Annotated in this window: 25 protein-coding genes; 15 read left to right on the top strand and 10 right to left on the bottom strand. The window is 65.2% G+C overall.

Annotation, left to right across the window (positions count from 1 at the left end; translation table 11 throughout):
* Nucleotides 1-41: 41 nt before the first annotated feature.
* Nucleotides 42-1,295, bottom strand: coding sequence for a tRNA (N(6)-L-threonylcarbamoyladenosine(37)-C(2))-methylthiotransferase MtaB (gene mtaB, locus C7G41_RS27945; protein ID WP_106945549.1), 1,254 nt, complete (start codon nucleotides 1,293-1,295; stop codon nucleotides 42-44).
* Nucleotides 1,295-2,170 (bottom strand): diaminopimelate epimerase, encoded by an 876-nt coding sequence (gene dapF / locus C7G41_RS27940; protein ID WP_106945548.1) that lies wholly within the window; start codon nucleotides 2,168-2,170, stop codon nucleotides 1,295-1,297. Before dapF ends, mtaB begins: the two co-directional genes overlap by 1 nt.
* Nucleotides 2,171-2,407: 237 nt before the next feature.
* Between dapF and C7G41_RS27935 the strand changes: the two genes are divergently transcribed.
* Both C7G41_RS27935 and C7G41_RS27930 read left to right on the top strand, forming a co-directional pair.
* The gene (locus C7G41_RS27935) at nucleotides 2,408-3,193 is read left to right on the top strand and encodes a GyrI-like domain-containing protein (RefSeq protein WP_106945547.1); all 786 of its coding nucleotides are present in this window, start codon (nucleotides 2,408-2,410) and stop codon (nucleotides 3,191-3,193) included.
* A gap of 5 nt (nucleotides 3,194-3,198) precedes the next feature.
* A complete protein-coding gene (locus C7G41_RS27930) occupies nucleotides 3,199-3,915 on the top strand; it encodes an SIMPL domain-containing protein (RefSeq protein WP_199198650.1) in 717 nt (238 codons plus the stop codon).
* A 194-nt stretch (nucleotides 3,916-4,109) separates the two neighbouring features.
* On the opposite strand, the gene C7G41_RS27925 is transcribed toward C7G41_RS27930, so the two are convergent.
* Nucleotides 4,110-5,174, bottom strand: coding sequence for an MBL fold metallo-hydrolase (locus tag C7G41_RS27925; protein WP_199198649.1), 1,065 nt, complete (start codon nucleotides 5,172-5,174; stop codon nucleotides 4,110-4,112).
* Between the two features lie 449 nt (nucleotides 5,175-5,623).
* Here C7G41_RS27925 and ffh point away from each other — a divergent pair, with 449 nt between their 5' ends.
* From ffh to rimM, 3 genes are all read left to right on the top strand, one after another.
* The gene (gene ffh, locus C7G41_RS27920) at nucleotides 5,624-7,171 is read left to right on the top strand and encodes a signal recognition particle protein (RefSeq protein ID WP_106945545.1); all 1,548 of its coding nucleotides are present in this window, start codon (nucleotides 5,624-5,626) and stop codon (nucleotides 7,169-7,171) included.
* Between the two features lie 86 nt (nucleotides 7,172-7,257).
* The gene (gene rpsP / locus C7G41_RS27915; RefSeq protein ID WP_007598827.1) at nucleotides 7,258-7,590 is read left to right on the top strand and encodes a 30S ribosomal protein S16; all 333 of its coding nucleotides are present in this window, start codon (nucleotides 7,258-7,260) and stop codon (nucleotides 7,588-7,590) included.
* 9 nt (nucleotides 7,591-7,599) lie between these two features.
* Nucleotides 7,600-8,124, top strand: a complete 525-nt coding sequence (gene rimM, locus C7G41_RS27910; protein ID WP_106945544.1) for a ribosome maturation factor RimM — start codon at nucleotides 7,600-7,602, stop codon at nucleotides 8,122-8,124.
* Here the strand turns inward: rimM and C7G41_RS27905 are convergent.
* Nucleotides 8,121-9,041 carry a LysR substrate-binding domain-containing protein gene (locus C7G41_RS27905; protein WP_106945543.1) on the bottom strand — a complete coding sequence of 307 codons (921 nt, stop codon included), beginning with the start codon at nucleotides 9,039-9,041 and terminating at the stop codon, nucleotides 8,121-8,123. The genes rimM and C7G41_RS27905 overlap by 4 nt on opposite strands.
* Nucleotides 9,042-9,170: 129 nt before the next feature.
* On the opposite strand from C7G41_RS27905, the gene C7G41_RS27900 reads away from it, so the two are divergent.
* The 5 genes from C7G41_RS27900 (at nucleotide 9,171) to C7G41_RS27880 (ending at nucleotide 13,732) form a co-directional block, all read left to right on the top strand.
* Nucleotides 9,171-10,394, top strand: a complete 1,224-nt coding sequence (locus C7G41_RS27900; RefSeq protein WP_106945542.1) for an MFS transporter — start codon at nucleotides 9,171-9,173, stop codon at nucleotides 10,392-10,394.
* Between the two features lie 48 nt (nucleotides 10,395-10,442).
* Nucleotides 10,443-11,198, top strand: coding sequence for a tRNA (guanosine(37)-N1)-methyltransferase TrmD (gene trmD, locus C7G41_RS27895; protein WP_106945541.1), 756 nt, complete (start codon nucleotides 10,443-10,445; stop codon nucleotides 11,196-11,198).
* A 110-nt stretch (nucleotides 11,199-11,308) separates the two neighbouring features.
* Complete coding sequence (rplS, locus tag C7G41_RS27890) at nucleotides 11,309-11,695, top strand: 50S ribosomal protein L19 (protein WP_007598824.1); 387 nt, start codon at nucleotides 11,309-11,311, stop codon at nucleotides 11,693-11,695.
* A gap of 325 nt (nucleotides 11,696-12,020) precedes the next feature.
* On the top strand, nucleotides 12,021-13,427 hold the full coding sequence (leuC, locus tag C7G41_RS27885) for a 3-isopropylmalate dehydratase large subunit (protein WP_106945540.1): 1,407 nt from the start codon (nucleotides 12,021-12,023) through the stop codon (nucleotides 13,425-13,427).
* A 95-nt stretch (nucleotides 13,428-13,522) separates the two neighbouring features.
* The gene (locus C7G41_RS27880; protein WP_106945539.1) at nucleotides 13,523-13,732 is read left to right on the top strand and encodes a hypothetical protein; all 210 of its coding nucleotides are present in this window, start codon (nucleotides 13,523-13,525) and stop codon (nucleotides 13,730-13,732) included.
* Between the two features lie 54 nt (nucleotides 13,733-13,786).
* Here C7G41_RS27880 and C7G41_RS27875 read toward each other — a convergent pair whose 3' ends face one another.
* From C7G41_RS27875 to C7G41_RS27865, 3 genes are all read right to left on the bottom strand, one after another.
* Entirely contained in the window at nucleotides 13,787-14,335 is a 549-nt protein-coding gene (locus C7G41_RS27875; protein ID WP_106945538.1) for a hypothetical protein, read from the bottom strand.
* Nucleotides 14,336-14,486: 151 nt separating this feature from the next.
* Nucleotides 14,487-14,753, bottom strand: a complete 267-nt coding sequence (locus C7G41_RS27870) for a hypothetical protein (protein WP_106945537.1) — start codon at nucleotides 14,751-14,753, stop codon at nucleotides 14,487-14,489.
* 33 nt (nucleotides 14,754-14,786) lie between these two features.
* The gene (locus C7G41_RS27865) at nucleotides 14,787-15,068 is read right to left on the bottom strand and encodes a hypothetical protein (protein WP_199198657.1); all 282 of its coding nucleotides are present in this window, start codon (nucleotides 15,066-15,068) and stop codon (nucleotides 14,787-14,789) included.
* A 155-nt stretch (nucleotides 15,069-15,223) separates the two neighbouring features.
* On the opposite strand from C7G41_RS27865, the gene C7G41_RS27860 reads away from it, so the two are divergent.
* From C7G41_RS27860 to C7G41_RS27840, 4 genes are all read left to right on the top strand, one after another.
* The gene (locus C7G41_RS27860; RefSeq protein WP_106945536.1) at nucleotides 15,224-15,625 is read left to right on the top strand and encodes a metallopeptidase family protein; all 402 of its coding nucleotides are present in this window, start codon (nucleotides 15,224-15,226) and stop codon (nucleotides 15,623-15,625) included.
* A 106-nt stretch (nucleotides 15,626-15,731) separates the two neighbouring features.
* Nucleotides 15,732-16,337 carry a 3-isopropylmalate dehydratase small subunit gene (gene leuD / locus C7G41_RS27855; RefSeq protein WP_106945535.1) on the top strand — a complete coding sequence of 202 codons (606 nt, stop codon included), beginning with the start codon at nucleotides 15,732-15,734 and terminating at the stop codon, nucleotides 16,335-16,337.
* Between the two features lie 80 nt (nucleotides 16,338-16,417).
* A complete protein-coding gene (locus C7G41_RS27850; RefSeq protein ID WP_106945534.1) occupies nucleotides 16,418-17,203 on the top strand; it encodes a hypothetical protein in 786 nt (261 codons plus the stop codon).
* A 271-nt stretch (nucleotides 17,204-17,474) separates the two neighbouring features.
* Complete coding sequence (locus C7G41_RS27840; RefSeq protein ID WP_106945643.1) at nucleotides 17,475-17,894, top strand: hypothetical protein; 420 nt, start codon at nucleotides 17,475-17,477, stop codon at nucleotides 17,892-17,894.
* Nucleotides 17,895-17,903: 9 nt separating this feature from the next.
* Here the strand turns inward: C7G41_RS27840 and C7G41_RS27835 are convergent, their stop codons facing one another.
* A complete protein-coding gene (locus C7G41_RS27835) occupies nucleotides 17,904-18,677 on the bottom strand; it encodes an N-acyl homoserine lactonase family protein (protein ID WP_106945533.1) in 774 nt (257 codons plus the stop codon).
* Nucleotides 18,678-18,687: 10 nt separating this feature from the next.
* Complete coding sequence (locus tag C7G41_RS27830) at nucleotides 18,688-19,581, bottom strand: AraC family transcriptional regulator (protein ID WP_106945532.1); 894 nt, start codon at nucleotides 19,579-19,581, stop codon at nucleotides 18,688-18,690.
* 191 nt (nucleotides 19,582-19,772) lie between these two features.
* Here C7G41_RS27830 and C7G41_RS27825 point away from each other — a divergent pair, with 191 nt between their 5' ends.
* Complete coding sequence (locus tag C7G41_RS27825) at nucleotides 19,773-20,528, top strand: SDR family NAD(P)-dependent oxidoreductase (RefSeq protein ID WP_106945531.1); 756 nt, start codon at nucleotides 19,773-19,775, stop codon at nucleotides 20,526-20,528.
* A gap of 193 nt (nucleotides 20,529-20,721) precedes the next feature.
* Here C7G41_RS27825 and C7G41_RS27820 read toward each other — a convergent pair.
* Nucleotides 20,722-21,389, bottom strand: a 668-nt coding sequence (locus C7G41_RS27820; RefSeq protein WP_245446721.1) for a methyl-accepting chemotaxis protein, incomplete at its 5' end; no start/stop codon positions are given.

Here is a 21,389-nt window from a genome sequence, read left to right as displayed (position 1 = left end):
GGCGTACTGGGTCGCCCGGTCAAGGCGGGCGACGACACTGGTTATGTGGTCAGCCGCGCGCCATCACGACCGGCCATCCGCAGTGGCACGATGCTGCCGATACGCTCGCCCGCAATCGCCACCGGCAGATAATGCTCCGTGCGCCCCTGGCCTTCGCTCTCGATCAGCACCTCGCGCGTGGCGCCGATCTCGGCTTGCAGCCGCTGCAGAAGCGCGGCCTCACCGGCTAAGCGCAGCCGTTTCGCCCGCTCCTTGATCGCGCCGCCCGCCACCTGCGGCATCCGCGCGGCCGGCGTGCCGGGACGCGGCGAATAGGGGAAGACGTGGAGGAACGTCAGGCCGCATTGCTCGACCAGATCGAGCGAGCGCGAGAACATCGCCTCGGTCTCGGTCGGAAAGCCCGCGATGATGTCGGCGCCCAGCGCGATATCCGGGCGCAGGCGGCGGACCTGGTCGCAGAACGCGATGGCGTCGCCGCGCGTATGCCGCCGCTTCATGCGCTTCAGGATCATGTCGTCGCCGGACTGCAGCGACAGATGCAGATGCGGCATCAGCCGCGAATCCTCGGCGATGGCATCCAACAGATCGCTGTCCGCCTCGATCGAGTCGATCGAGGAGATGCGCAGGCGCCTTAGCTCCGGCACGTGCCGCAGGATCTGCTTCGTCAGCAGGCCTAGCTTCGGGGAGCCCGGCAGGTCCGCGCCGTAACTGGTGAGGTCGACGCCGGTCAGCACGATCTCGGCATGGCCGCGCTCGACCAATGCCCGCACCTGATCGACGACAGCGCCCATCGGCACCGAGCGCGAATTGCCGCGCCCGAACGGAATGATGCAGAAGGTGCAGCGATGGTCGCAGCCATTCTGCACCTGCACGAACACGCGCGGCAGGCCGCTTGCAAAGCCGTCGATGAGATGCGGCGCCATCTCCTTCACCGCCATGATGTCGCTGACGGCGATTTTTTCGCTCGCACCGAGATCAAACGCCGCACGCGCCTCGCGCCATGCGGTCGACCGCATCTTGTCGTCATTGCCGACGACGCGATCGACCTCGGCCATCCCGGCGAACATATCGCTTTGCGTCTGCGCCGCACAACCGGTGACGACGATGCGCGCTCCGGGCCGCTCGCGCTTCAGCTTGCGGATCGATTGCCGCGCCTGCGCCACCGCTTCGTTGGTGACGGCGCAGCTGTTGATGACGATGGTATCTGAAAGGCCTGCGCCCTCGGCCTCGCGGCGGATCACCTCGGCCTCGAAGGCATTGAGGCGGCAGCCGAAGGTGACGATGTCGACGCTCATCACCCGACCGGCGCGAACAGCGCCGGATCGAAACTGCCTTCATATTCGAAGGTGGCCGTGCCCGTCATCAGCACGTGATCGTCGCGCTCGCGCCATTCAATACCGAGCTTGCCGCCCTGCAGCGTGATCTCGACATTGCGCTCGGCGCGCTTCAGCCGCGCCGCCGCAACCGCCGTGGCACATGCGGCCGAGCCGCAGGCCCTGGTCAGGCCGGCGCCGCGCTCCCAGGTGCGGATCGTGATGTGCTGGGGATCGACGATATGGGCGAGCGTGATGTTGGCGCGCTCGGGGAAGATCGGATGGTTTTCCAGCAGCGGGCCGAAGCGCTCGAGATCGTAGGCGTTGACGTCATCGACCCAGAAGATCGCATGCGGATTGCCCATGCTGACCACCGAGGGCGAATGCAGGATCGGATTGTCGATCGGGCCGATCTGCAATTCGATGTAGCGGGTGTCGCGGAATTCCTGGTCGAGCGGAATGTCCTGCCAGCCGAATTTCGGCGCGCCCATGTCCACCGTATAAAGATCCGGCGCCGGACCCTGCCAGGCATTGAGCAGGCCCGCGGCCGTCTCGAACGTGGCCGTGGTCTGGCCGGTCTTCTCGAAGACGCGCCGCACCACGCAGCGCATGCCGTTGCCGCAGGCGCCTGCCTCGGAGCCGTCACTGTTGTAGATGCTGATGAACGCTTCGGCGCCGTCGAAGCGCGGCTTCTGCAGCACCATGAGCTGATCATAGGGCACGCCGCCTCGCGCCGATGCCACCGCGCGGGCATCGTCCGGGGTGACCTTTGAGGTGGAATCGCGCATGTCGACAACGACGATCTCGTTGCCGATGCCGTTCATCTTGGCAAATGCGTGGTTGGCCAGCGCGCTCATGAAAATTCCCGAATTTCGCCTGCCTTATATGGCGATCCTTGGCCGGCTTGGCCAGTGATTTGCCGACAAGAGCCAGGACGCTGCCATGACGCATCTGTCATGGGACGAATTCGGCGCTCGCGTGTTAGAACGGCGCAATTCGCGCAAACCGGGATGTGCAGCCGGGTTAAGACCTTGGTGGGTTCAGGGCGCGGGTGAGTTAAGGCCTTGGTGCGCAAGGTCTTGGGGAGAATAAAAATGTTCAGGTTTCGTCGTCTCGCTTTGGCCGCGCTGATCCCGGCAGCAGCCTTGTCGTTTGGTCTGTCCGCCACGCTGGCCCAGACGCCGAGCCCGGCGCCGGCCGCATCAGCGAGCCCCGCGCCGGCCCCGTCAGCTTCGTCCTCCCCGGCCGCGAGCGCTGCACCCGCGGCCACGCCGGCGCCGGCGGCCAGCGCCGCGCCAAGCCCTGCAACATCGCCTGCAACGTCCCCTGCAACGTCGCCCTCGCCCGCAGCCAGTGCCTCACCGAGCCCCGCCGCCCCGCCGCCCGCTGCCGCCGCGACGCCGGCTCCCGTGCAGACGGCCGATCCCTTTGGCCAGGAGGCCACGCTCGAGCCCAGGAAGGTCGTGATGGTCAAGGGCACCGCCAATTGGGACTCGGCCTTCGACACGCTGATCGACGCCTTCAAGGCGCTGAACACGCTGCTGGACAAGCAGGGCATCAAGCCGGCCGGCAATTCGATGATCGTCTACACCTCGACCGACGACACCGGCTTCACCTTTCTCGCCGAGATCCCGGTCGAGCAGGACCCGAAGAACCTGCCCAAGGACATGAGCGTCGGCAAATCGCCGGAGGGCAAGGCCCTGAAATTCGTGCATCGCGGCTCCTACGACAACATGGACAACACCTACGAGGCGATAACCAATCACCTCGACGACAAGAAGCTGGAAGCCAAGGACACCTTCATCGAGGAGTACCTCACCGATCCCCTGAAGACGGCGGAGGACAAGCTCGTGATCAATGTATTCGTGCCCCTGAAGTGAGACCGATGAAAAAGCCCGCCATCCTTTTGACCTCCCTTGCTACGACCTTTGCCGCCGCGCTGCTGGCAGCGCCCGCGCTCGCCGACGATTTTCCGTCCGCGATTTCGGTGAGCGGCGAAGCCACGATCTCCGCCGCGCCTGATCTGGCGCAGATCGACGCCGGCGTCGCCAACGACGCCAAGTCGGCGAAGGAAGCCTCCGACGCCAACAACGCCGCAATGGGCAAGGTGCTGCTGGCGCTGAAGGGCGCAGGCATTGACGAGAAGGATTACCAGACCTCGCGGCTGTCGCTGCAGCCGCAATACGGCCAGAACAAATCCACCGGCGCCTCGCCCGTTGTCGGCTTCCGCGCCTCCAACCGCGTCACCGTGAAGATCCGCGACGTGACCAAGGTCGCCGCCATCATCGACACGCTGGTCGGCGCCGGCGCCAACGATATCGGCAACATCTCCTTTGAGGTGACGCAGGCCTCGAAACTGCTCGACGATGCCCGCGAGAAGGCCGTCGCAGACGCCCGCCGCAAAGCGGAGATCTACGCCAAGGCCACCGGCGTCACGCTCGGAGCGCCGCTCAGCGTGTCCGAAGGCGGCGCCCCGATGCCGCTGTTCAAGGGACGCATGGCCGCAGCTCCCATGGCCGCACCGCAGGCCGCGGTCGCGCCGGGCGAGGAAACGCTGGCGGTGACGGTGAATGTGAGCTGGGCGATCAAGGCCAAGGAGTAGCAGGGGCAGCTGCCGCTACAGACTCCATTGTCGTCCCGGCGAAGGCCGGGACCCATACTCCTCAGAAGAAGTTATGGCGCGAGATGGCAATGACCAATCTTCGCCAAATCGCGTTCGGTGGTTATGGGTCCCGGCCCCCGTGCGCAATTGCGCACTAGGCCGGGACGATAGCGGTGTTAGCAGCGACGACGAACCTAAATCTCCACCACCTGCCCCGGCTTCATCGCCACGAACCGCTGCTGCGGAACCTTCGCGGCATCGAGCGCCTCGACCAGCGCATTCGCCGGCGCATCGATTGCTTCATCGGTCAGCTGAAACGTGCCGTGGTGATGCCCGAGTGCTTCCTGCGCGCCGCAATCCGCCAGCGCCTTCACGGCATCTTCCGGATTCATATGCTGATCGCGCATGAACCAGCGCGGCTCGTAGGCGCCGATCGGGAGGATCGCCAGGCGCAACGGTCCGTGCTTTTCGGCGACGCGGCGGAAGTGCTTGCCATCGCCATAGCCGGAATCGCAGACGACGTAGATTTTTCCCGCAGGCGTCTCCAGCACGAAACTCGCCCACAGCGCCTTGTTGCGGTCGAACATGCCGCGCGCCGACCAGTGCCGGGTCGGCACCAGGGTCACGGCGATGCCGCCGCCGAGCTCGACGCGATCGTGCCAGTCGAACGCGTCCACCTTGATTGTCGGATCGGTGCTGCGCATCGTGACGTCATTGCCGAGCGGGGTCACCACACGCGGCGCAAAATTCTTGGCGAGCCGCGACAGCGTCGCGATGTCGAGATGATCGTAATGGCCGTGCGAAACCAGCACGACATCGATCTTCGGTAACTTCTCGAACGCAATGCCGGGATCGTTGTGCCGCTTCGGCCCGGCGAAGCTGACGGGCGAGACCCGCATCGACCAGACGGGATCGATGAGGATGTTGAGGCCGCCGGTCTGGATCAGCCAGCTGGCGTGGCCGACGAAAGAGAGCCGCACCTTGTCGCCATCGACGCGGTCCGGCGGGGTGTCGGCATGGGGGCTCGGCGCCCAATCCGGCCAGGTCGCGCGCTGCCGCTTGCCGCCGAATTGCCAGCGCAGGACCTCACGAAGCGATTTCGGCGGCACGCCGTCCGGATCGAAGAAGTTCAGGCCGTCAAAATGGTCGGAGACCGGGCCGTCATAGGTTTTCATGCGGGACATCCAAAGGGAGGGCACACCGACCAATGCGCTGGCCCCGGCGAGCAGTCCGAAAAGGCGGCGGCGGGTGATCGGCACGGATCTGGCTTCAGGGATGGTCGGAGCGGTAGGACATCACCGCTATATGGGCGAGGTCCGCGGAAAAGGAACCCGCCGTCGGAAAGTTCATCTTTTCAAGGCTTTGCCTTCCAAAGCGGCCCCGGCCACCCTAACTTTCCTTGACTTTCGGGCGGCAGCGGCGTTTAACCCGGCCACTTTCTCGGAAAGGCTTTCTTTTCGACCCGCCCACTGGTCCCAGAGGCCAGAGGCCAACGCCCGACAGCGCTGTGCGCCCTCGGGCGTAAAGGTGTTTGGAAGATTGCTTGCCCAGGTGAGGGGTCATCCCCCGCGAAGGCGGAGGATCCAGTATCCCAGAGGCGGCTCGGCTAGAACCGGAAAGCCACGGCGTACTGGATGCCCCGGTCAAGCCGGGGCATGACGACGGTGAATACGGCAACCCTGCGTAGGCAGGACAAGGGACAACGGCATTGTTCGACAATCTGTCGGAACGGCTTGGCGGCATTCTCGATCGTCTGACGGGGCGCGGTGCGCTGACCGAAAAGGACGTCGACGCCGCGATGCGCGAGGTGCGCCGCGCGCTGCTGGAAGCCGACGTCGCGCTCGAAGTGGTGCGCAGCTTCACCGAGCGGGTCCGCGAGCAGGCGATCGGCGCCACCGTCGTCAAGTCGGTGACGCCAGGCCAGATGGTGGTCAAGATCGTCCATGACGAGCTGATCAATACGCTCGGCGCCGAAAGCCAGACCATCGACATCAATTCCGTGCCGCCGGTGCCGATCATGATGGTCGGCCTGCAAGGCTCCGGCAAGACCACCACCACCGCAAAGCTCGCCCGTCGCATGGTCCAGCGCGACAAGCGCAAGGTGCTGATGGCGTCGCTCGACATCTACCGTCCCGCGGCGATGGAGCAGCTGGCCGTCCTGGGCCGCGACCTCGACATTCCGACGCTGCCGATCGTCGCCGGCCAGCTACCGGCGCAGATCGCGAAGCGCGCGCTGGAGGCCGGCAAGCTCGGCGGCTACGACGTCGTGCTGCTCGACACCGCCGGCCGCACCACGCTCGACGAAGAGATGATGGCGGAAGCCGCAGCGATCAAAGCCGCCGCCAATCCGCATGAAGTGCTGCTGGTGGCAGACAGCCTCACCGGCCAGGACGCCGTCAACCTCGCCCGCGCCTTCGACGAGCGCGTCGGCCTCACCGGCATCGTGCTGACACGAGTAGACGGCGACGGCCGCGGCGGCGCCGCGCTGTCGATGCGCGCGGTGACCGGCAAGCCGATCAAGCTGCTCGGCACCGGTGAAAAGACCGACGCGCTGGAGGATTTCCATCCCGACCGTATTGCCGGCCGCATCCTCGGCATGGGCGACGTGGTGTCGCTGGTCGAACGCGCTGCCGCCAACATCGATGCCGAAAAGGCCGCGCGCACCGCCGAGCGGATGCGCAAGGGTCAGTTCGACCTCAACGACATGCGCGAGCAGCTGTCGCAGATGGCCAATATGGGCGGCATCAGCGGGCTGATGGGCATGATGCCCGGCATCGCCAAGATGAAGAACCAGATCGCGGCCGCGGGCATCGACGACAAGATCTTGAAGCGCCAGGTCGCGGTGATCGATTCCATGACGCGCGACGAGCGCCGTCATCCCGATCTGCTCAAGGCCAGCCGCAAGAAGCGCATCGCCGCAGGTTCCGGCCAGAGTGTCGAGCAGGTCAACAAGCTGCTGAAGATGCACCGGAACATGGCCGATATGATGAAGGCCATGGGCTCGGGCAAGCGCGGTCCGCTCGCTGGCATCGCGCAGGCGATGGGCTTTGGCGGCGGCATGAAGCCGCCTTCGCCGGAAGAGATGAAGGCGCTGCAGGAGAAGATGCAGGGCGGCGGCGGACAAGGTCTGCCCAGCCTGCCCAAGGATTTGCCTGCCGGGCTGCGCCAGGGTCTGCCGAACGTTCCGGGCCTGACCGGGCTGAGCGGCAAGCCGATGCTGCCGGGCCTCGGCGGTTTCCCCGGCAAGAAGAAATGAGGAATTCGTCGCGGGAGATCGCAACGGTCTCGCGCAACGCGGAATACCAATCAACCGAACAAAACGTACTTTGAAGGAGAACTAAGATGTCCGTCGTTATCCGTCTCGCCCGCGCCGGCACCAAGAAGCGCCCCGTCTATCACGTCGTCGTCGCCGATTCGCGCTTTCCCCGCGATGGCCGCTTCATCGAGCGTCTCGGCTATTTCAACCCGCTGCTGCCGAAGGACAACGAGACCCGGCTGAAGCTCGACATGGACAAGGTGAAGGCCTGGCTCGCCAAGGGCGCGCAGCCGTCGGACCGCGTGTCGCGCTTCCTCGACGCCGCCGGCGTCAAGAAGCGCGAAGTGCGCAACAATCCGGAGAAGGCCGTGCCGCGCAAGGAGCGCAAGGCGCAGGCCGAAGCCGCCGCGAAGGGTTAAGGCCAGATCATGCCGGCGCTGGTCTGCGTCGCGCGGATCGGCGCCGCGCATGGTGTGCGCGGCGCGGTCAAACTGTGGACCTTTACCGAAGATCCCTTTGCAGTGCGCAGCTACGGTCTGCTCGCGTCCAAGGACGGCAAGCGCCAGTTCGAGGTCGCAACGGCGCGCGCGGCCAAGGATCATCTGGTTGCGACGTTCAAGGGCGTCACGACTCGCGATGAGGCCGAGCGCCTCAACGGCATCGAGCTCTACGTCGCGCGCGACAAGCTGCCCGCGACGGACGAGGGCGAATATTACCACACCGATCTGATCGGGCTCGCTGCCGTCACCACGGATGGCGATGCGCTCGGCCGCGTGCTCGCGATCCATAATTTCGGCGCCGGCGACATCATCGAGATCGCTCCGCCCCAAGGCAGCACGATGCTGCTGCCGTTCACGGACGCGGTAGTGCCGGAGGTCGATCTCACCGGCGGCCGCGTCGTGATCGCGCGGCCGCAGGAGATCGCGGGCGATGACGAAGGCGAAGAGCGCTAACCGCGCTCAACCGTCCGACGCCCCTGCTGTTCGAGCCAGTCGCAGAACACCGCGCGATGCGGATCGTCGTCGCGTCCTTCGGGGAAGTAAGCAAAGTAGCTGCGGGCCGGCAGGCGGATGTTCGGGAACGGCGTCACCAGACGGCCCGCCGCAAGATCGTCGGCGATCAGGGCCGTCGGCCCCATCGCGACGCCGAGGCCGTCGAGCGCGGCCTGAAGTGTCAGATAGAAATGATCGAAGGTCAGCGACGCCGCAGGCTCCAGCGCGGACTCGCCTGCATCGGCTAGCCAGTCGCGCCACAGCCGCGGCATCGACGTGACGTGCAGCAGCGTATGCCGGCCGAGATCCGCAACCTCCGTCAGCGGCAGGTTCGCGAGCAATGCGGGACTGCACACCGGCAGTCGCTGCTCCGACAACAGGAAGCGCGACGCAAAGCCGTGAAACGTGTCCGGGCCGCCGCGGATCACAACGTCGAACAGCTCGGGCAAGGCATCCACCTGATCATTCGACGTCGACAGCCGCACCTCGATATCGGGATGCTCGGCACGAAACCTTGCCATGCGCGGCAACAGCCAGCGCAGGCTGAATGTCGCGAGCGCGTTGACGCGCAGCACCGCGGCCGGCGCCGCGCCGCGGCGCTTGCGATGCTGCTGCACGGCGGCCGAGACGCGATCGAGCGCAGGCGCGAACTCCGCGAGCAGCGCAGCTCCAGCCGGCGTCAGCACCACCCGCCGCACCGACCGCCGGAACAGCGCCGGCGGCCCGAGCCAGGTCTCCAGCAGGCGGATCTGCTGGCTGACTGCACCGTGCGTCACGCCGAGCTCGACGGCGGCTTCCTTGAAGCTGCCGAGCCGGGCCGCCGCCTCGAAGGCACGGATAGCGTTCAGGGGTGGCAGGCTGCGGCGAGGAACGAACATGGGCTACACAATAGAATTTCTATCACATGATCCGATTATTACTGGTTTGTGACAGTTTCTTGAAGACCGCATAGTGGAGGCCAAGACAATCACATAGCTTCATCTTTCGACTGACCCGGGTTTGAGGTCTTGGCAATTCTTCCCTCAAGTTTTCTATCGCAATCGCGAACGACCGCTCCCGATGAGGAGACCCTGAACAAGCCGCGCCGTACGCTGGCGGCGACCGGCATCAACCACGCCCTCCACGATGGCTACACCGATCTGATCTATGTGCTGCTGCCGGTCTGGCAGGCCGAATTCGCCCTCGGCTACGGGTTGCTGGCGGTGATGCGCGGGCTCTATTCCGGCGCCATGGCCGGGCTGCAAATCCCGGTCGGGCGCCTCGCCGAACGGATCGACGGAAAGACCCTGCTTGCGCTCGGAACGATGCTCGCCGCGCTCGGCTATGTCCTGGCCGGGCTGTCCGGTAGCGTCGCGGGACTGAGCCTGGCGCTCCTCATATCAGGCGCGGGCTCGAGCACGCAGCATCCGCTCGCCTCGGCCGCAGTGTCACGCGCCTATGGCAAGGCGGCACGCGGACCGCTCGGCATCTACAATTTCAGCGGCGATCTCGGCAAGGCAACGCTCCCCGCGCTGATGGCGATGCTGCTGGTGATCATGTCCTGGCGGCACGCGCTGCTTCTGGTCGCACTGGTGGGCCTGCTCGTCGCGCTCTGCCTCGCGCTGCTGATGCCAGCCGTCGGCAAGGGCTTTGCGCACAAATCAACGGTGACGACGCAAGGTGCGCAGGCCGGCCGCGGCGGATTCTCCTGGCTGCTCGCGATCGGAATTCTCGACAGCGCGGTGCGGATGGGTTTTCTCACCTTCCTGCCCTTCCTGCTGCGCGACAAGGGCGCGTCATTGCCGACGAGCGGCGTTGCGCTCGCGATGCTGTTCATCGGCGGCGCCGCCGGCAAATTCGCCTGCGGCTGGCTCGGCGCGCGGGCCGGCACGATCCGCACCGTGCTTCTGACCGAAGGCGGCGCGGCCGCGCTGATCGTCGCGGTGCTGGCGTTGCCGCTGGTCCCGGCCATCATCGTGCTGCCGCTGCTCGGCGTGATGCTCAACGGCACATCCTCCGTCCTCTATGGGACGGTCCCCGAGCTCACATCGCCCCATCGCACCGAGCGCGCCTTTGCGCTGTTCTACACCGGCACGATCGGATCAGGCGCAATCGCGCCGGTGCTCTACGGCCTGCTCGGCGACGCCCTTGGTCCAACGCTGGCCACGGCGGCGACTGCCGTCACGGCGCTTGCGATATGCCCGCTCGCGCTGCTGCTGGCACCGCATCTGTCGGATGGTCGGCGCGCCTGACGAATCCGAGGCCTCGACCCGCTGCCCGCAATGCCCTAACCAGCGGCCATGACGACTTCCTCACCCTGGCGCGCGACCGTGCTGACGCTGTTTCCGGAGATGTTTCCGGGGCCGCTGGGCGTGAGCCTGGCCGGCCGGGCGCTGGCTGGCGGGCTCTGGGAGCTGGAGGCGCGGGACATCCGGGCCTCGGCCACCGACCGCCACCGCAGCGTCGATGACACCCCGGCCGGCGGCGGGCCGGGCATGGTGCTTCGGGCCGATGTGCTGGCGGCCGCGATCGATGTCGTCGGGATTGGCCCGGACCGGCCGAAACTGCTGATGAGCCCGAGGGGTCGGCCATTGACCCAGGCGCGCGTCACGGAGCTGGCCAAGGGGCCGGGTCCCCTGATCGTCTGCGGGCGGTTCGAGGGGGTGGACCAGCGCGTGATCGACGGGCGGGGACTGGAGGAGGTCTCGATCGGCGATTACGTGCTCTCCGGCGGCGAAATCGCAGCGATGGCCCTGATCGACGCCTGTGTTCGGCTGCTGCCGGGCGTGATGGGCAAGGACGCCTCGGGAACCGAGGAAAGCTTTTCGGACGGTCTGCTCGAATACCCCCAGTACACCCGCCCGCAGCTGTTCGAGGGAACCCCGATTCCGGAGATCCTGACCTCCGGCGACCATGCCAAGGTCGCGAGCTGGCGGCGGGCGGAATCCGAAGCCCTGACGGTGGCCCGGCGACCGGATTTATGGGCCCAGATCCCGAGCAAAGTCCCGAATCGGGCCGGACGCCAAAAAACGCCAAAAAACAAGACAGACGGGTGACAAACGCTCCGGCTTGCCTTATAGCAGCGGCCACATCCGCAATGGCTGGATAAACGAATTTCGCGCAGCCCCCGTTTTCCAAGGCTGGGCGCGCCGATGGAGATTTACCCATGAACCTGATCCAACAGCTCGAAAAAGAGCAATTCGACAAGCTCTCCGCCAACAAGGAGATTCCGGAATTCGGCCCCGGCGACACCGTGATCGTCAACGTGAAGGTCGTCGAAGGCGACCGCACCCGCGTGCAGGCCTATGAAGGCGTTTGCATCGGCCGTTCCGGCGGCGGTCTCAACGAGAGCTTCACGGTGCGCAAGATTTCGTACGGCGAAGGCGTGGAGCGCGTGTTCCCGGTGATGTCGCCGATGATCGACTCGATCAAGGTGGTGCGCCGCGGCAAGGTGCGTCGCGCCAAGCTCTATTATCTCCGCAACCTTCGCGGCAAGTCGGCCCGCATCGTCGAGAAGAAGCAGGACCGCCCGGCTGCTGCCGTCAACGAGTAAGCTCCGCTTACAGGCGAGTTTTAGAGAGCGCGGGGCCAAACCCCGCGCTTTTTTGTTGCGTCAGCCGTGCGCGTCAAAGCCCTCGCGATTCCAGTTCGGCCTGCTATATATTCTTGGAATGTTTCCAGATTTGACCAGCCTCTCGCCCGTCAAGCGCGTCGTCATCGACGATCGCTCGCGGCTGCCCGGCCGGTTCTTCGGACGCTTCGCGACCTCGGCAACGTCAGAGCTTACGCGCGCAGCCTAAAAGCTGCGCTGACGATTTTGTTGCCCCGCGCGCCACCGGCGCAACCCGCTCTACACAACAGTCCTGGAGCTGACGCTCATGTCCAAGCCGACCACATTGTACGACAAGATCTGGAACGACCATCTGGTGCACGAAGCCGAGGACGGCACCTGCCTGCTCTATATCGATCGCCATCTGGTGCACGAGGTCACTTCACCGCAGGCGTTCGAAGGCCTGCGCGCCACCGGGCGCAAGGTGCATTCGCCGGAAAAGACGCTCGCCGTCGTCGACCATAACGTGCCGACCACCGACCGCACCAAGCCGAACCCCGACCCTGAAAGCATCGAGCAGATCAAGGCACTGGCCGACAACGCCAGGGAATTCGGCATCGAATATTACGACGAGTTCGACAAGCGTCAGGGCGTCGTCCACGTCATCGGCCCCGAGCAGGGCTTTACGCTGCCCGGCACCACCATCGTCTGCGGAGACAGCCACACCTCGACGCATGGTGCGTTCGGCGCGCTCGCGCACGGCATCGGCACGTCGGAAGTCGAGCATGTGCTGGCGACGCAGACGCTGATCCAGAAGAAGGCGAAGAACATGCGCGTCACCGTCGACGGCAAATTGCCGGATGGCGTGACGGGCAAGGACATCATCCTGGCCATCATCGGCGAGATCGGCACCGCGGGCGGCACCGGCTACGTGCTCGAATACGCCGGCGATGCGATCCGTGCGCTCAGCATGGAAGGCCGCATGACGGTCTGCAACATGTCGATCGAAGGTGGCGCGCGCGCCGGCCTGGTCGCGCCGGACCAGAAGGCGTTCGACTTCCTGCGCGGTCGTCCGAAGGCGCCGAAGGGCGCCGACTGGGATGCCGCGATGCGTTACTGGGACAAGTTGCGCTCGGACGAGGGCGCGCATTTCGACCACGAGCTGCGGCTCGATGCCGCGAAGCTGCCGCCGATCGTGACCTGGGGCACGAGCCCCGAGGACGTGATCTCGGTCACCGGCATCGTGCCCGATCCCGACAAGATCGCGGACGAGGCCAAGCGTCTCTCCAAGCACCGTGCCTTGAAGTACATGGGCCTGACCGCGGGCACGAAGATCACCGACATCAAGCTCGACCGTATCTTCATCGGCTCCTGCACCAACGGCCGGATCGAGGATCTGCGCGCCGCCGCCAAGATCGCGGAAGGCAAGCAGGTCGCAGGCGGCGTCAACGCCATGGTCGTGCCGGGCTCCGGCCTCGTGAAGGAGCAGGCCGAGGCTGAGGGTCTGGACAAGATCTTCATCAAGGCCGGCTTCGAATGGCGCGAGCCCGGTTGCTCGATGTGCCTCGCGATGAACCCCGACAAGCTGGCTCCGGAAGAGCGCTGCGCCTCGACCTCGAACCGCAACTTCGAGGGCCGCCAGGGCTTCAAGGGCCGCACCCATCTGGTGTCACCGGCCATGGCCGCAGCCGCGGCGATCGCGGGTCACTTCGTCGACATCAGGGAGTGGCGGTAAGCCGCTCCCTGCAATTTGAGCGATCGCGGCAAACCGCCGTTAATCGGCAGCGCCGACACTGCGTCCTCGCGAGGGTTTCGCGAGGACACGAGCTCATGGCCAGCAAGCCTGAATATGTCGATCTGATCAGCGCGGCGACGCCCCAGCACCGGCGGCGCGCGGCACCGCTGCGCATGATGGCCAAGCCCGAGGTCGAGGAGGCCTCGAAGCTCAGCCGCTGGCCGCCGGCGATGTTCAAGCAATGGAAGCTTGAGAACCTCACACGCTGGACGTCGGCGACGTGGAAACTGAAGGATTGGCTCTAAGCCACCGGATGAACAAAGGGCGCCGTTGAGGCGCCCTTTTCATTTCCGTCGTGCTCACCAGTAGCGGTACGGATGGTGCCAGCGATGCGGGCGGCAGACGCGGCGCGGGCCGTAATAGGTCCAGATGACCCGGCAGCGACGCGGATAGCTGTAATAGGGATAGTAGCCGCCATAGTAGCGCCGGTGGAAATGGCGATGGCCGTAATAGGCGGGGCGATAGCCGCCATAGCGGTGATAGCCGCCGTAATGGTGAATTCCACCGTAGCGATAGCCGCCGCCATGAAAGGCGGGCGCGGCGCGGAAGCCACCACCGTGGAAACCACCGCTGCGGACGCCACCAAAATGTCCTCCGCCGCCGTGGAAGCCGCCCCCGCCATGGAAGCCGCCGCCATGACCACCACCGCCATGCCCACCGCCACCACCGCCGTGGCGAACCTGGATCATGTCGTCGCTTGCGGCCTTCGCCGCCGGCAACGCCGTCGGATTGATTGGAGTCATCGCTTCGGCAGGACGCGTGGTCCCGGCCGACAGCATCAGCGTCGCGGCGGCCGCAATCCCGAGCAAGCGCATCGGGCGTGCCCCGAGACCGAATATTCTCAGCATGGACTTCTCCCTGAATCTGGACTGCGGAGTTGCGACGCTCGTTCGCGTCGCGCGTCAGCGCTGTTCATTGACGGTCGCTCCCAAGATTAAATTAGGGACAGCGACGTGAATGCCTCATGAATGAACAACGTGCCGGCGTCGCGCTGCGACGTCACCACCACGGTCCGAAGCCAAGCACGAACGGTGCGGGCACGCCGTAAGGATAAGGACGGTAGTAGACAGGCCGCGCGTAGTAATGCGGCTCGCGAGGTGCGAATTGGCGCACAGCGTCATGATGGCGCGCATGACGCCGCGCACCGATGGCTGTTCCGAACACTGCCGCCTTCGACTTTGCGGCATCCTGTGCCGCGGCGATGGAGACGCCGGGCGAAGCGACCATCAGCCCGAGGGCAACCGTGACTGTGATCCATCTCGTCATGATCGACCTCCGCTGCGTCCGGACGTGTCGAACTCAGCCCCGGCGCCAGTAGCAGCTCATATGCGGCACGATCACCGTGCCGCTGGGGCGATATTCCTGCACATAGGTGGCATTGCACTCGCGGACCGCATCGGGACCGGGATTGTAACGCGGATAGACCCCATCCGGACTGTAATAGGGCGTGACGCGCAGGCGCGCCGGGGGCCGCTTGCGCGGCGGCGGGAGATCGTCTCGCGAGGCCGCCTGGGCGAGCCTGATCCCGGGAGCCGCGGTCTGGGCCTCCGCGCCAAGGCAAAACTGCGAAAACAACCCCATGCACAGTAGCGTCAGCGCTGTTTTCGCTCGCATTTTCCCGCCCACCTGAACGTCCACTTCGAGGCCCTACGCTCCCCGTTTTGACGGCGCCCGTCAACCTCGCCGCGCTTATAAAGCCGGATGCATCGCCGCGAAACCCACGCTATGAGAAGCCCATGTGGACGGAATTGAAAGCACCCTCGCTGGCCGAGATGGAAGCGATGGCGCACGACGTGTTCGAACGCCTGCCGGCGACGTTTCGCGGCCTCTGCGAGGGCGTGATCATCCGCGTCGACGACTTCCCCACCGAGGAAGTCCTGGACGAGATGGCATGCGAGAGCGAGTTCGACCTGCTCGGCCTGTTCCAGGGCGTCGGCCTGCCGCAGCAGAGTTTTGGCGACGTGGCGCGGCTGCCCAACATGGTCTGGCTCTACCGCCGGCCGATCCTGGATTACTGGGCCGAGCACGACGAAAGCCTCGGCCATATCGTCCGCCACGTCCTGATCCACGAGATCGGCCATCATTTCGGCCTCTCGGACGACGATATGACCGCGATCGAGGCTCAAGAGCCGGGTTGAGCAGAGAGCCCGGTTAGGCAGACGAGATCTGCCGAATTCGGCCTAGGATTTCCGCCCCGATCGCGATAAATACCGGTTCCCTAGACCACCCCGGGAAAGCGCAACCATGGACAAGTTCACCACGCTGGAAGGCGTCGCGGCGCCGCTGAAGATCATCAATGTCGACACCGACATGATCATTCCGAAGCAGTACCTCAAGACCATCAAGCGCACCGGCCTTGGCAAGGGGCTCTTCTCCGAGCAGCGCTACAAGGACGACGGCAGCGAGAATCCTGATTTCGTCCTCAACCAGCCCGCCTATCGCACGTCGAAGGTGCTGGTCGCCGGCGACAATTTCGGCTGCGGCTCGAGCCGCGAGCACGCGCCCTGGGCGCTGCTCGACTTCGGCATCCGCTGCGTGATCTCGACCTCGTTCGGCGACATCTTCTACAACAACTGCTTCAAGAACGGCATTCTGCCGATCCGCGTCTCGCAGGAAGACCTCGACAAGCTGTTCGACGACGCCGAGCGCGGCGCCAACGCGACGCTGACGATCGACCTGCCGAACCAGGAGATCCGCGGTCCCGACGGCGGCAAGGTCAAGTTCGAGATCGATCCGTTCCGCAAGCACTGCCTGATCAACGGCCTCGACGACATCGGCCTGACGATGGAGAAGAAGGCCTCGATCGACACCTATGAGGAGAAGCTCAAGCGCGAACGCGCCTGGGCCTGAAATTGATCTGAGTTTCGAGCCCCGGTGCTGACAGCGCCGGGGCTTTTTCTTTGCCCCGATTATCGCTTATAGCTCCGCCCATGCTGCCTGACATCGTCACCTTCTGGCACGGCCCGATGGACGCCCTGCGCCAGACCTGTCTGCGCTCGCAGCTGGCTGCCGGCCACAAGGTCACGGTCTACAGTTTTGACACCATTCCCGGCTTGCCCTCAGGCGTCGGCAATGCGGACGCCGAGGCGATCCTGCCGCATGCGTTCTCCGAGCGATTGCGGCCGCCGCAGCCGGACGGCAGCTGGCGCGACTGGACCACGCTTCAGTTCAGCGACTTCTTCCGCATGAAGCTGATGGCGAAGGGTTTTGGCCTCTGGCTCGACGCCGACGTGCTGCTGCTGAGGCCCGTCGAGATCGATCCGGCAAAGCCCTACTTCGCGTGGGAGCGACCGCGCCAGCTCGGCAACTCCGTTATCTACCTTCCGCCCGAACACGGCATCGTTGCCGCCTTCGAAGAGCTGATGGAGCAGGAGGAGCTGACGCCGAACTGGCTGTCGCTGCGCCATCGCGTCACGTTTGCGATGCGCCGCCTGCGCGGCGGCTCGAACCGCCTCTCCGACATCCGCGTCGCGATCTTCGGGCCGGCGGCACTCACCGCGCTCGCGCGCCGCACCGGCGAGTTGCACGGCGCCTTGCCGAAGCAATCGTTCTACGCCGTTCACGCCGAGCCAAAGCTGTTCTTCGACCCGTCGAGCTATCTCGGCCTCGTCACCGACCGCGACATCATCGGCCTGCACATCTCGCCCAAGGGTCGCGGCGGCGAGAAGCCGATCCCGGGCAGCCTGTATGCGTGGGCGGCGGAGCGGTTCGGGTAACTGCCGCGCAAGAGGTGCGCTCCCTCTCCCGCTTGCGGGAGAGGGTTGGGGAGAGGGTGTCTCCACAACGGGATAATCCCCCAGAGGAGAGAACCCTCACCCGGCGCGCGAGACGATGCTTCGCATCGCCCGGGCGCGCCGACCTCTCCCGCAAGCGGGAGAGGTGCACCGGAGGCCGCGGCCCCATGATCGCTATTTGATCCAGCGCAACGCGCACCTGCACCATTGTGCCTAACCTTGCTCCAATTCCGCCGTTCGAATGGAGCTTCGCATGAGCACCGCAACCAGGCCTTATCCCATTGTCCAAGACCTCATCGAGTCCTTTGCAAGCTGGCTGAAGCATCGCCGCGAGCTGAACGAGATCCGGCAGCTCGACCGCGCCGATTTCGATCGGATCGCGCAAGACCTGCGGATCGCGCCTGACGATCTGGAGGAGCTGGTCCGCCACGGCAAGCACTCCGCCGACGAACTGCCGAAGATGCTGGAGCAGCTCGGCATCAGCGCCGAAGGGCTCGGCCGCGCGCAGCCGCTGCTGCTGCGCGACATGGAGCGGGTGTGCGCACTTTGCAGCCACAAGGGCCAGTGCGATCGCGAGCTGGCCGACGGCACCGCCGCGGAGAACTATCACGGCTTCTGCGCCAATGCCTCGACACTGGAGTCGCTCGACCGCGCGGACGTCGCGCCGCGGTAACGCGCCCGCTTACACGATCCATTCTGGCGCGTGAGGCAGCTTGTCGCTCTGTGTCGTATCGTGATTGATCCAGATTTCGGCATTCTCGGAGCGAAGCAGCTCGACAACTTTGGTCATGGACGCGACCGTTGCCTGCGGATCGGCATTGAAGGACGGCACGCGCATGTGCCGGAGGTTCTCGCGATTGTGCGCGACGTCGCCGCTCAGCAGCACGGCGCCGCGCCGCGGCAGCCTCACCATCAGCGAGCAATGCCCGAGGGTGTGGCCCGGCGTGAAGATCATGCGCACGGCGCCGTCGCCAAATACGTCGTGGTCGCCATCGACGATCTCGTAAGGCCGCTCCTTCAACGCCTTGTAGTGCTGTAGCGAATAGCCGAATTCTTCAGGCTCCGGTCCGAACATGGCCTCGAATTCAGCCCGCTGAGCGATCCATCTTGCATTTTCGAACAGATCGACATTCCCGATATGATCGAAATGCGCATGGGAAAGCAGGATCGTGCTGATGTCGCGGGGCCGCACTCCGATCTCATCCAGTTGGTCCGCGATGGGACGACGCACGATGCCGCGTATGCCATGCGCGATGATGCGTCCTTGCGGGTGCTTCGATAGCTCATCCTCGATTCCCGTATCCCAGATCAGCCATTCGCCACGATGACTGACGAGATAGGCATTGCAGCTCAACGTCATGGGGACGCCGACATTGATGCCGGGAGAATAGATCGAGCCGTCCGAGACCTGCGCGATGCCGCCGTCGAGGATGTAGATTCTGTCAACGGTCGCCATTAACAACTCTTCAAGCCGCCGATTCCATACGCCGCTTCGCCTCGCGCATGTCGCGCCCAGGCGGCATACCGAACAACCGGGAATATTCCCGCGTGAACTGTGTGACGCTTTCGTAGCCGACTTGATGAGCTGCGGTCGCGATCTGCGTACCGTCGGCCAGCAGCGCGCGGCGGGCTTCGATCAGGCGAAGTTGTTTCTGAAACTGTAGCGGGGTCAGCGAAGTGACGCTCCGGAAGTGCGCGTGAAATGCCGACGGGCTCATCGCCGCGGCCTTGGCCAATCGATCGACGCGCAACGGCCCGGCATAGCCGGCACGGATGATCGCAACCGCGCGGCCAATCCGCTGTGCATGGCTATCGGCAATTCCGAGCGCCCTGATGGCCCCGCCGTGGCGGCCGGCCAGCAGCCAATAATGCAGCTCTCGCAGCAGCTGGCCGCGCAAGATCGGCAAGGCCGAGGGACGGTCGATCAGGCGCAACAGCCGGAGCGCTGCGTCCGCGAGTTCCTGCTCCGTCGGCTCGACCCGTAGCGGCCGGGACGGAATGAACGGGAGCGAACCCGTCTCGACCACCAGCCCCTCGATGATTGTGGGGTCGAGCTCGACGACGAGCGAAAGATAGGGCGCAGCCGCCGTCGCGCGCGTGATCTGGCTGACCGTCGGCACATCACTCGCAATCAACAAGGAATCGCCTGCACCGAAGTCGAAAGACGTCCGGCCGGTCGCCACACGTTTGGCGCCTTGCAAGACGATTGCGACCAGAGGCCTGGAGATCGCGTACAGGAGCGCACTCGGCGCGGTCTCGCGGATGATCGAGACGCCGGCGAAGGGCGTGGAGGCGATGCCCTTGTCGTCGGCGTGAGCCGCGGAATAACGACTGGCGATCTGGAGCAGCGTTTCGGTCACGCGCCAATTTTAGGCCGGGCCCGGCGCGCAAGCAATCGGCACCGACCGTTCAGGCAGAAAATCAGGAGTTTTGGGCAAGTCTGCCGTCGCCGCATTCCGGAATGTTGGGCAAGACACTCCGAGGATCCGGCAACACCGGACGATCGATCGCGGGCAAACGGAGATCACCGCAACGCTTCGAGGAATTTTCGATGCCCACCATTTCTCTCGTCACCGGCGCCAGCCGCGGCCTTGGCCGCAACACCGCCATCGCCATCGCACGTCACGGCGGCGATGTGATCGTGACTTATCGCAGCGGTGCCGCCGCTGCCCGCGACGTCGTCGCCGAGATCGAAGCGCTCGGCCGCAAGGCCGTCGCGCTGGAGCTTGACGTCACCGCCGTGTCGAGCTTTCCCGACTTCGTCGCCAAGGTCCGGTCGGCGCTGACGAACCATTGGGGCGCCGAGACGTTCGATCACCTCGTCAACAATGCGGGCCAGGGAGAAATGGCTGCCTTCGCCGAGACGACAGAGCAGCAGTTCGACGCCCTCTTCGACACCCATGTCAAAGGGCCGTTCTTCCTGACGCAGACCTTGTTGCCGCTGTTGGCCGACAAGGGCCGGATCATCAATTTCTCAAGCGGGCTGACGCGCGTCTCCTTCCCCGGCTTCTCCGCCTATGCCGCCGCAAAGGGCGCCGTCGAGGTTCTGACGGTATATATGGCCAAGGAATTCGGTGGACGCGGCATCACGGCCAACGTCGTCGCGCCGGGTGCGATCGAAACCGACTTTCTCGGCGGAGCCGTCCGGGACATGCCCGATCTGAACAAGCAGTTTGCGCAAATGACCGCACTGGGCCGCGTCGGTCTGCCCGACGACATCGGGCCGATGGTTGCGAGCCTGCTCGATTCCGACAACCGCTGGGTCACGGCTCAGCGCATCGAGGTGTCCGGCGGCCAGACGATCTGAGCGAGGCGCGATTGGGTTACGAAGCGGGCGCGTCCCCGGCGCGCCCGCTGCATCGCCTTTTGATTCCCGCGCGGCTACTGCGCAATGCGTCAACGCTGGAGTCGCTCGATCGCGCGGACCATGCGCATCGCTGAGGCGCGCGGATTTCTGCGACAGCGGGCGAAACGGACAGCTCTCCAGGTCCGCGCAAAGATCAGGCACTAGCGGCCATCGCGGCGGCTTCCGCTGCGGCGCGCTGCATGCTGGTCGACATCTCGTTGGTCACGGTGCTTTGCTCTTCGATTGCCGCGGCCGTCGACGTCACATATTCGCTGACGTTGTTGATGGCCGTCTTGATCGAAGCCAGGGCGGTGACGACGTCGCCGGAGATGCCGTTGAGGCTGCCGATCTCAGCACCGATCTTGTCAGTGGCCTGCTTGGCCTGGTTGGCGAGGCTCTTGACCTCCGAGGCCACCACCGCAAAGCCCCGACCGGCTTCGCCGGCGCGGGCCGATTCGATGGTGGCGTTAAGGGCCAGGAGGTTGATCTGGCCGGTGATGTTGTTGATGAGCTCGACGATCCCGCTCATCGCCAGTGCCGCTTCGGTGAGGCGCTGGGCCTGGGCGTCGGCGGCGGCGACCTGATCCACCGCGCTCATCGCGGTATCGCGGGATTTGGTCATGGCTTCCGAAATTTCGCGCACTGAGGCGTTCAGCTCCTCGGAGCCTGCGGCAACAGACTCCATCATGCCGCGGACTCGCTCGTTGCCCATGCGGACCAGCACCTGCTTGGTGACGTCGGTCGCATATTTCACGACCTTGAACGGCTTGCCGTTGAGATCCATGATCGGGTTGTAGGAGGCCTGGATATAGACCTCCCTGC

Source organism: Bradyrhizobium sp. MOS002 (assembly GCF_003020115.1).
In the GTDB taxonomy this organism is placed as follows: Bacteria; Pseudomonadota; Alphaproteobacteria; order Rhizobiales; family Xanthobacteraceae; genus Bradyrhizobium.
This window is presented reverse-complemented; position numbering and strand designations above follow the sequence as displayed.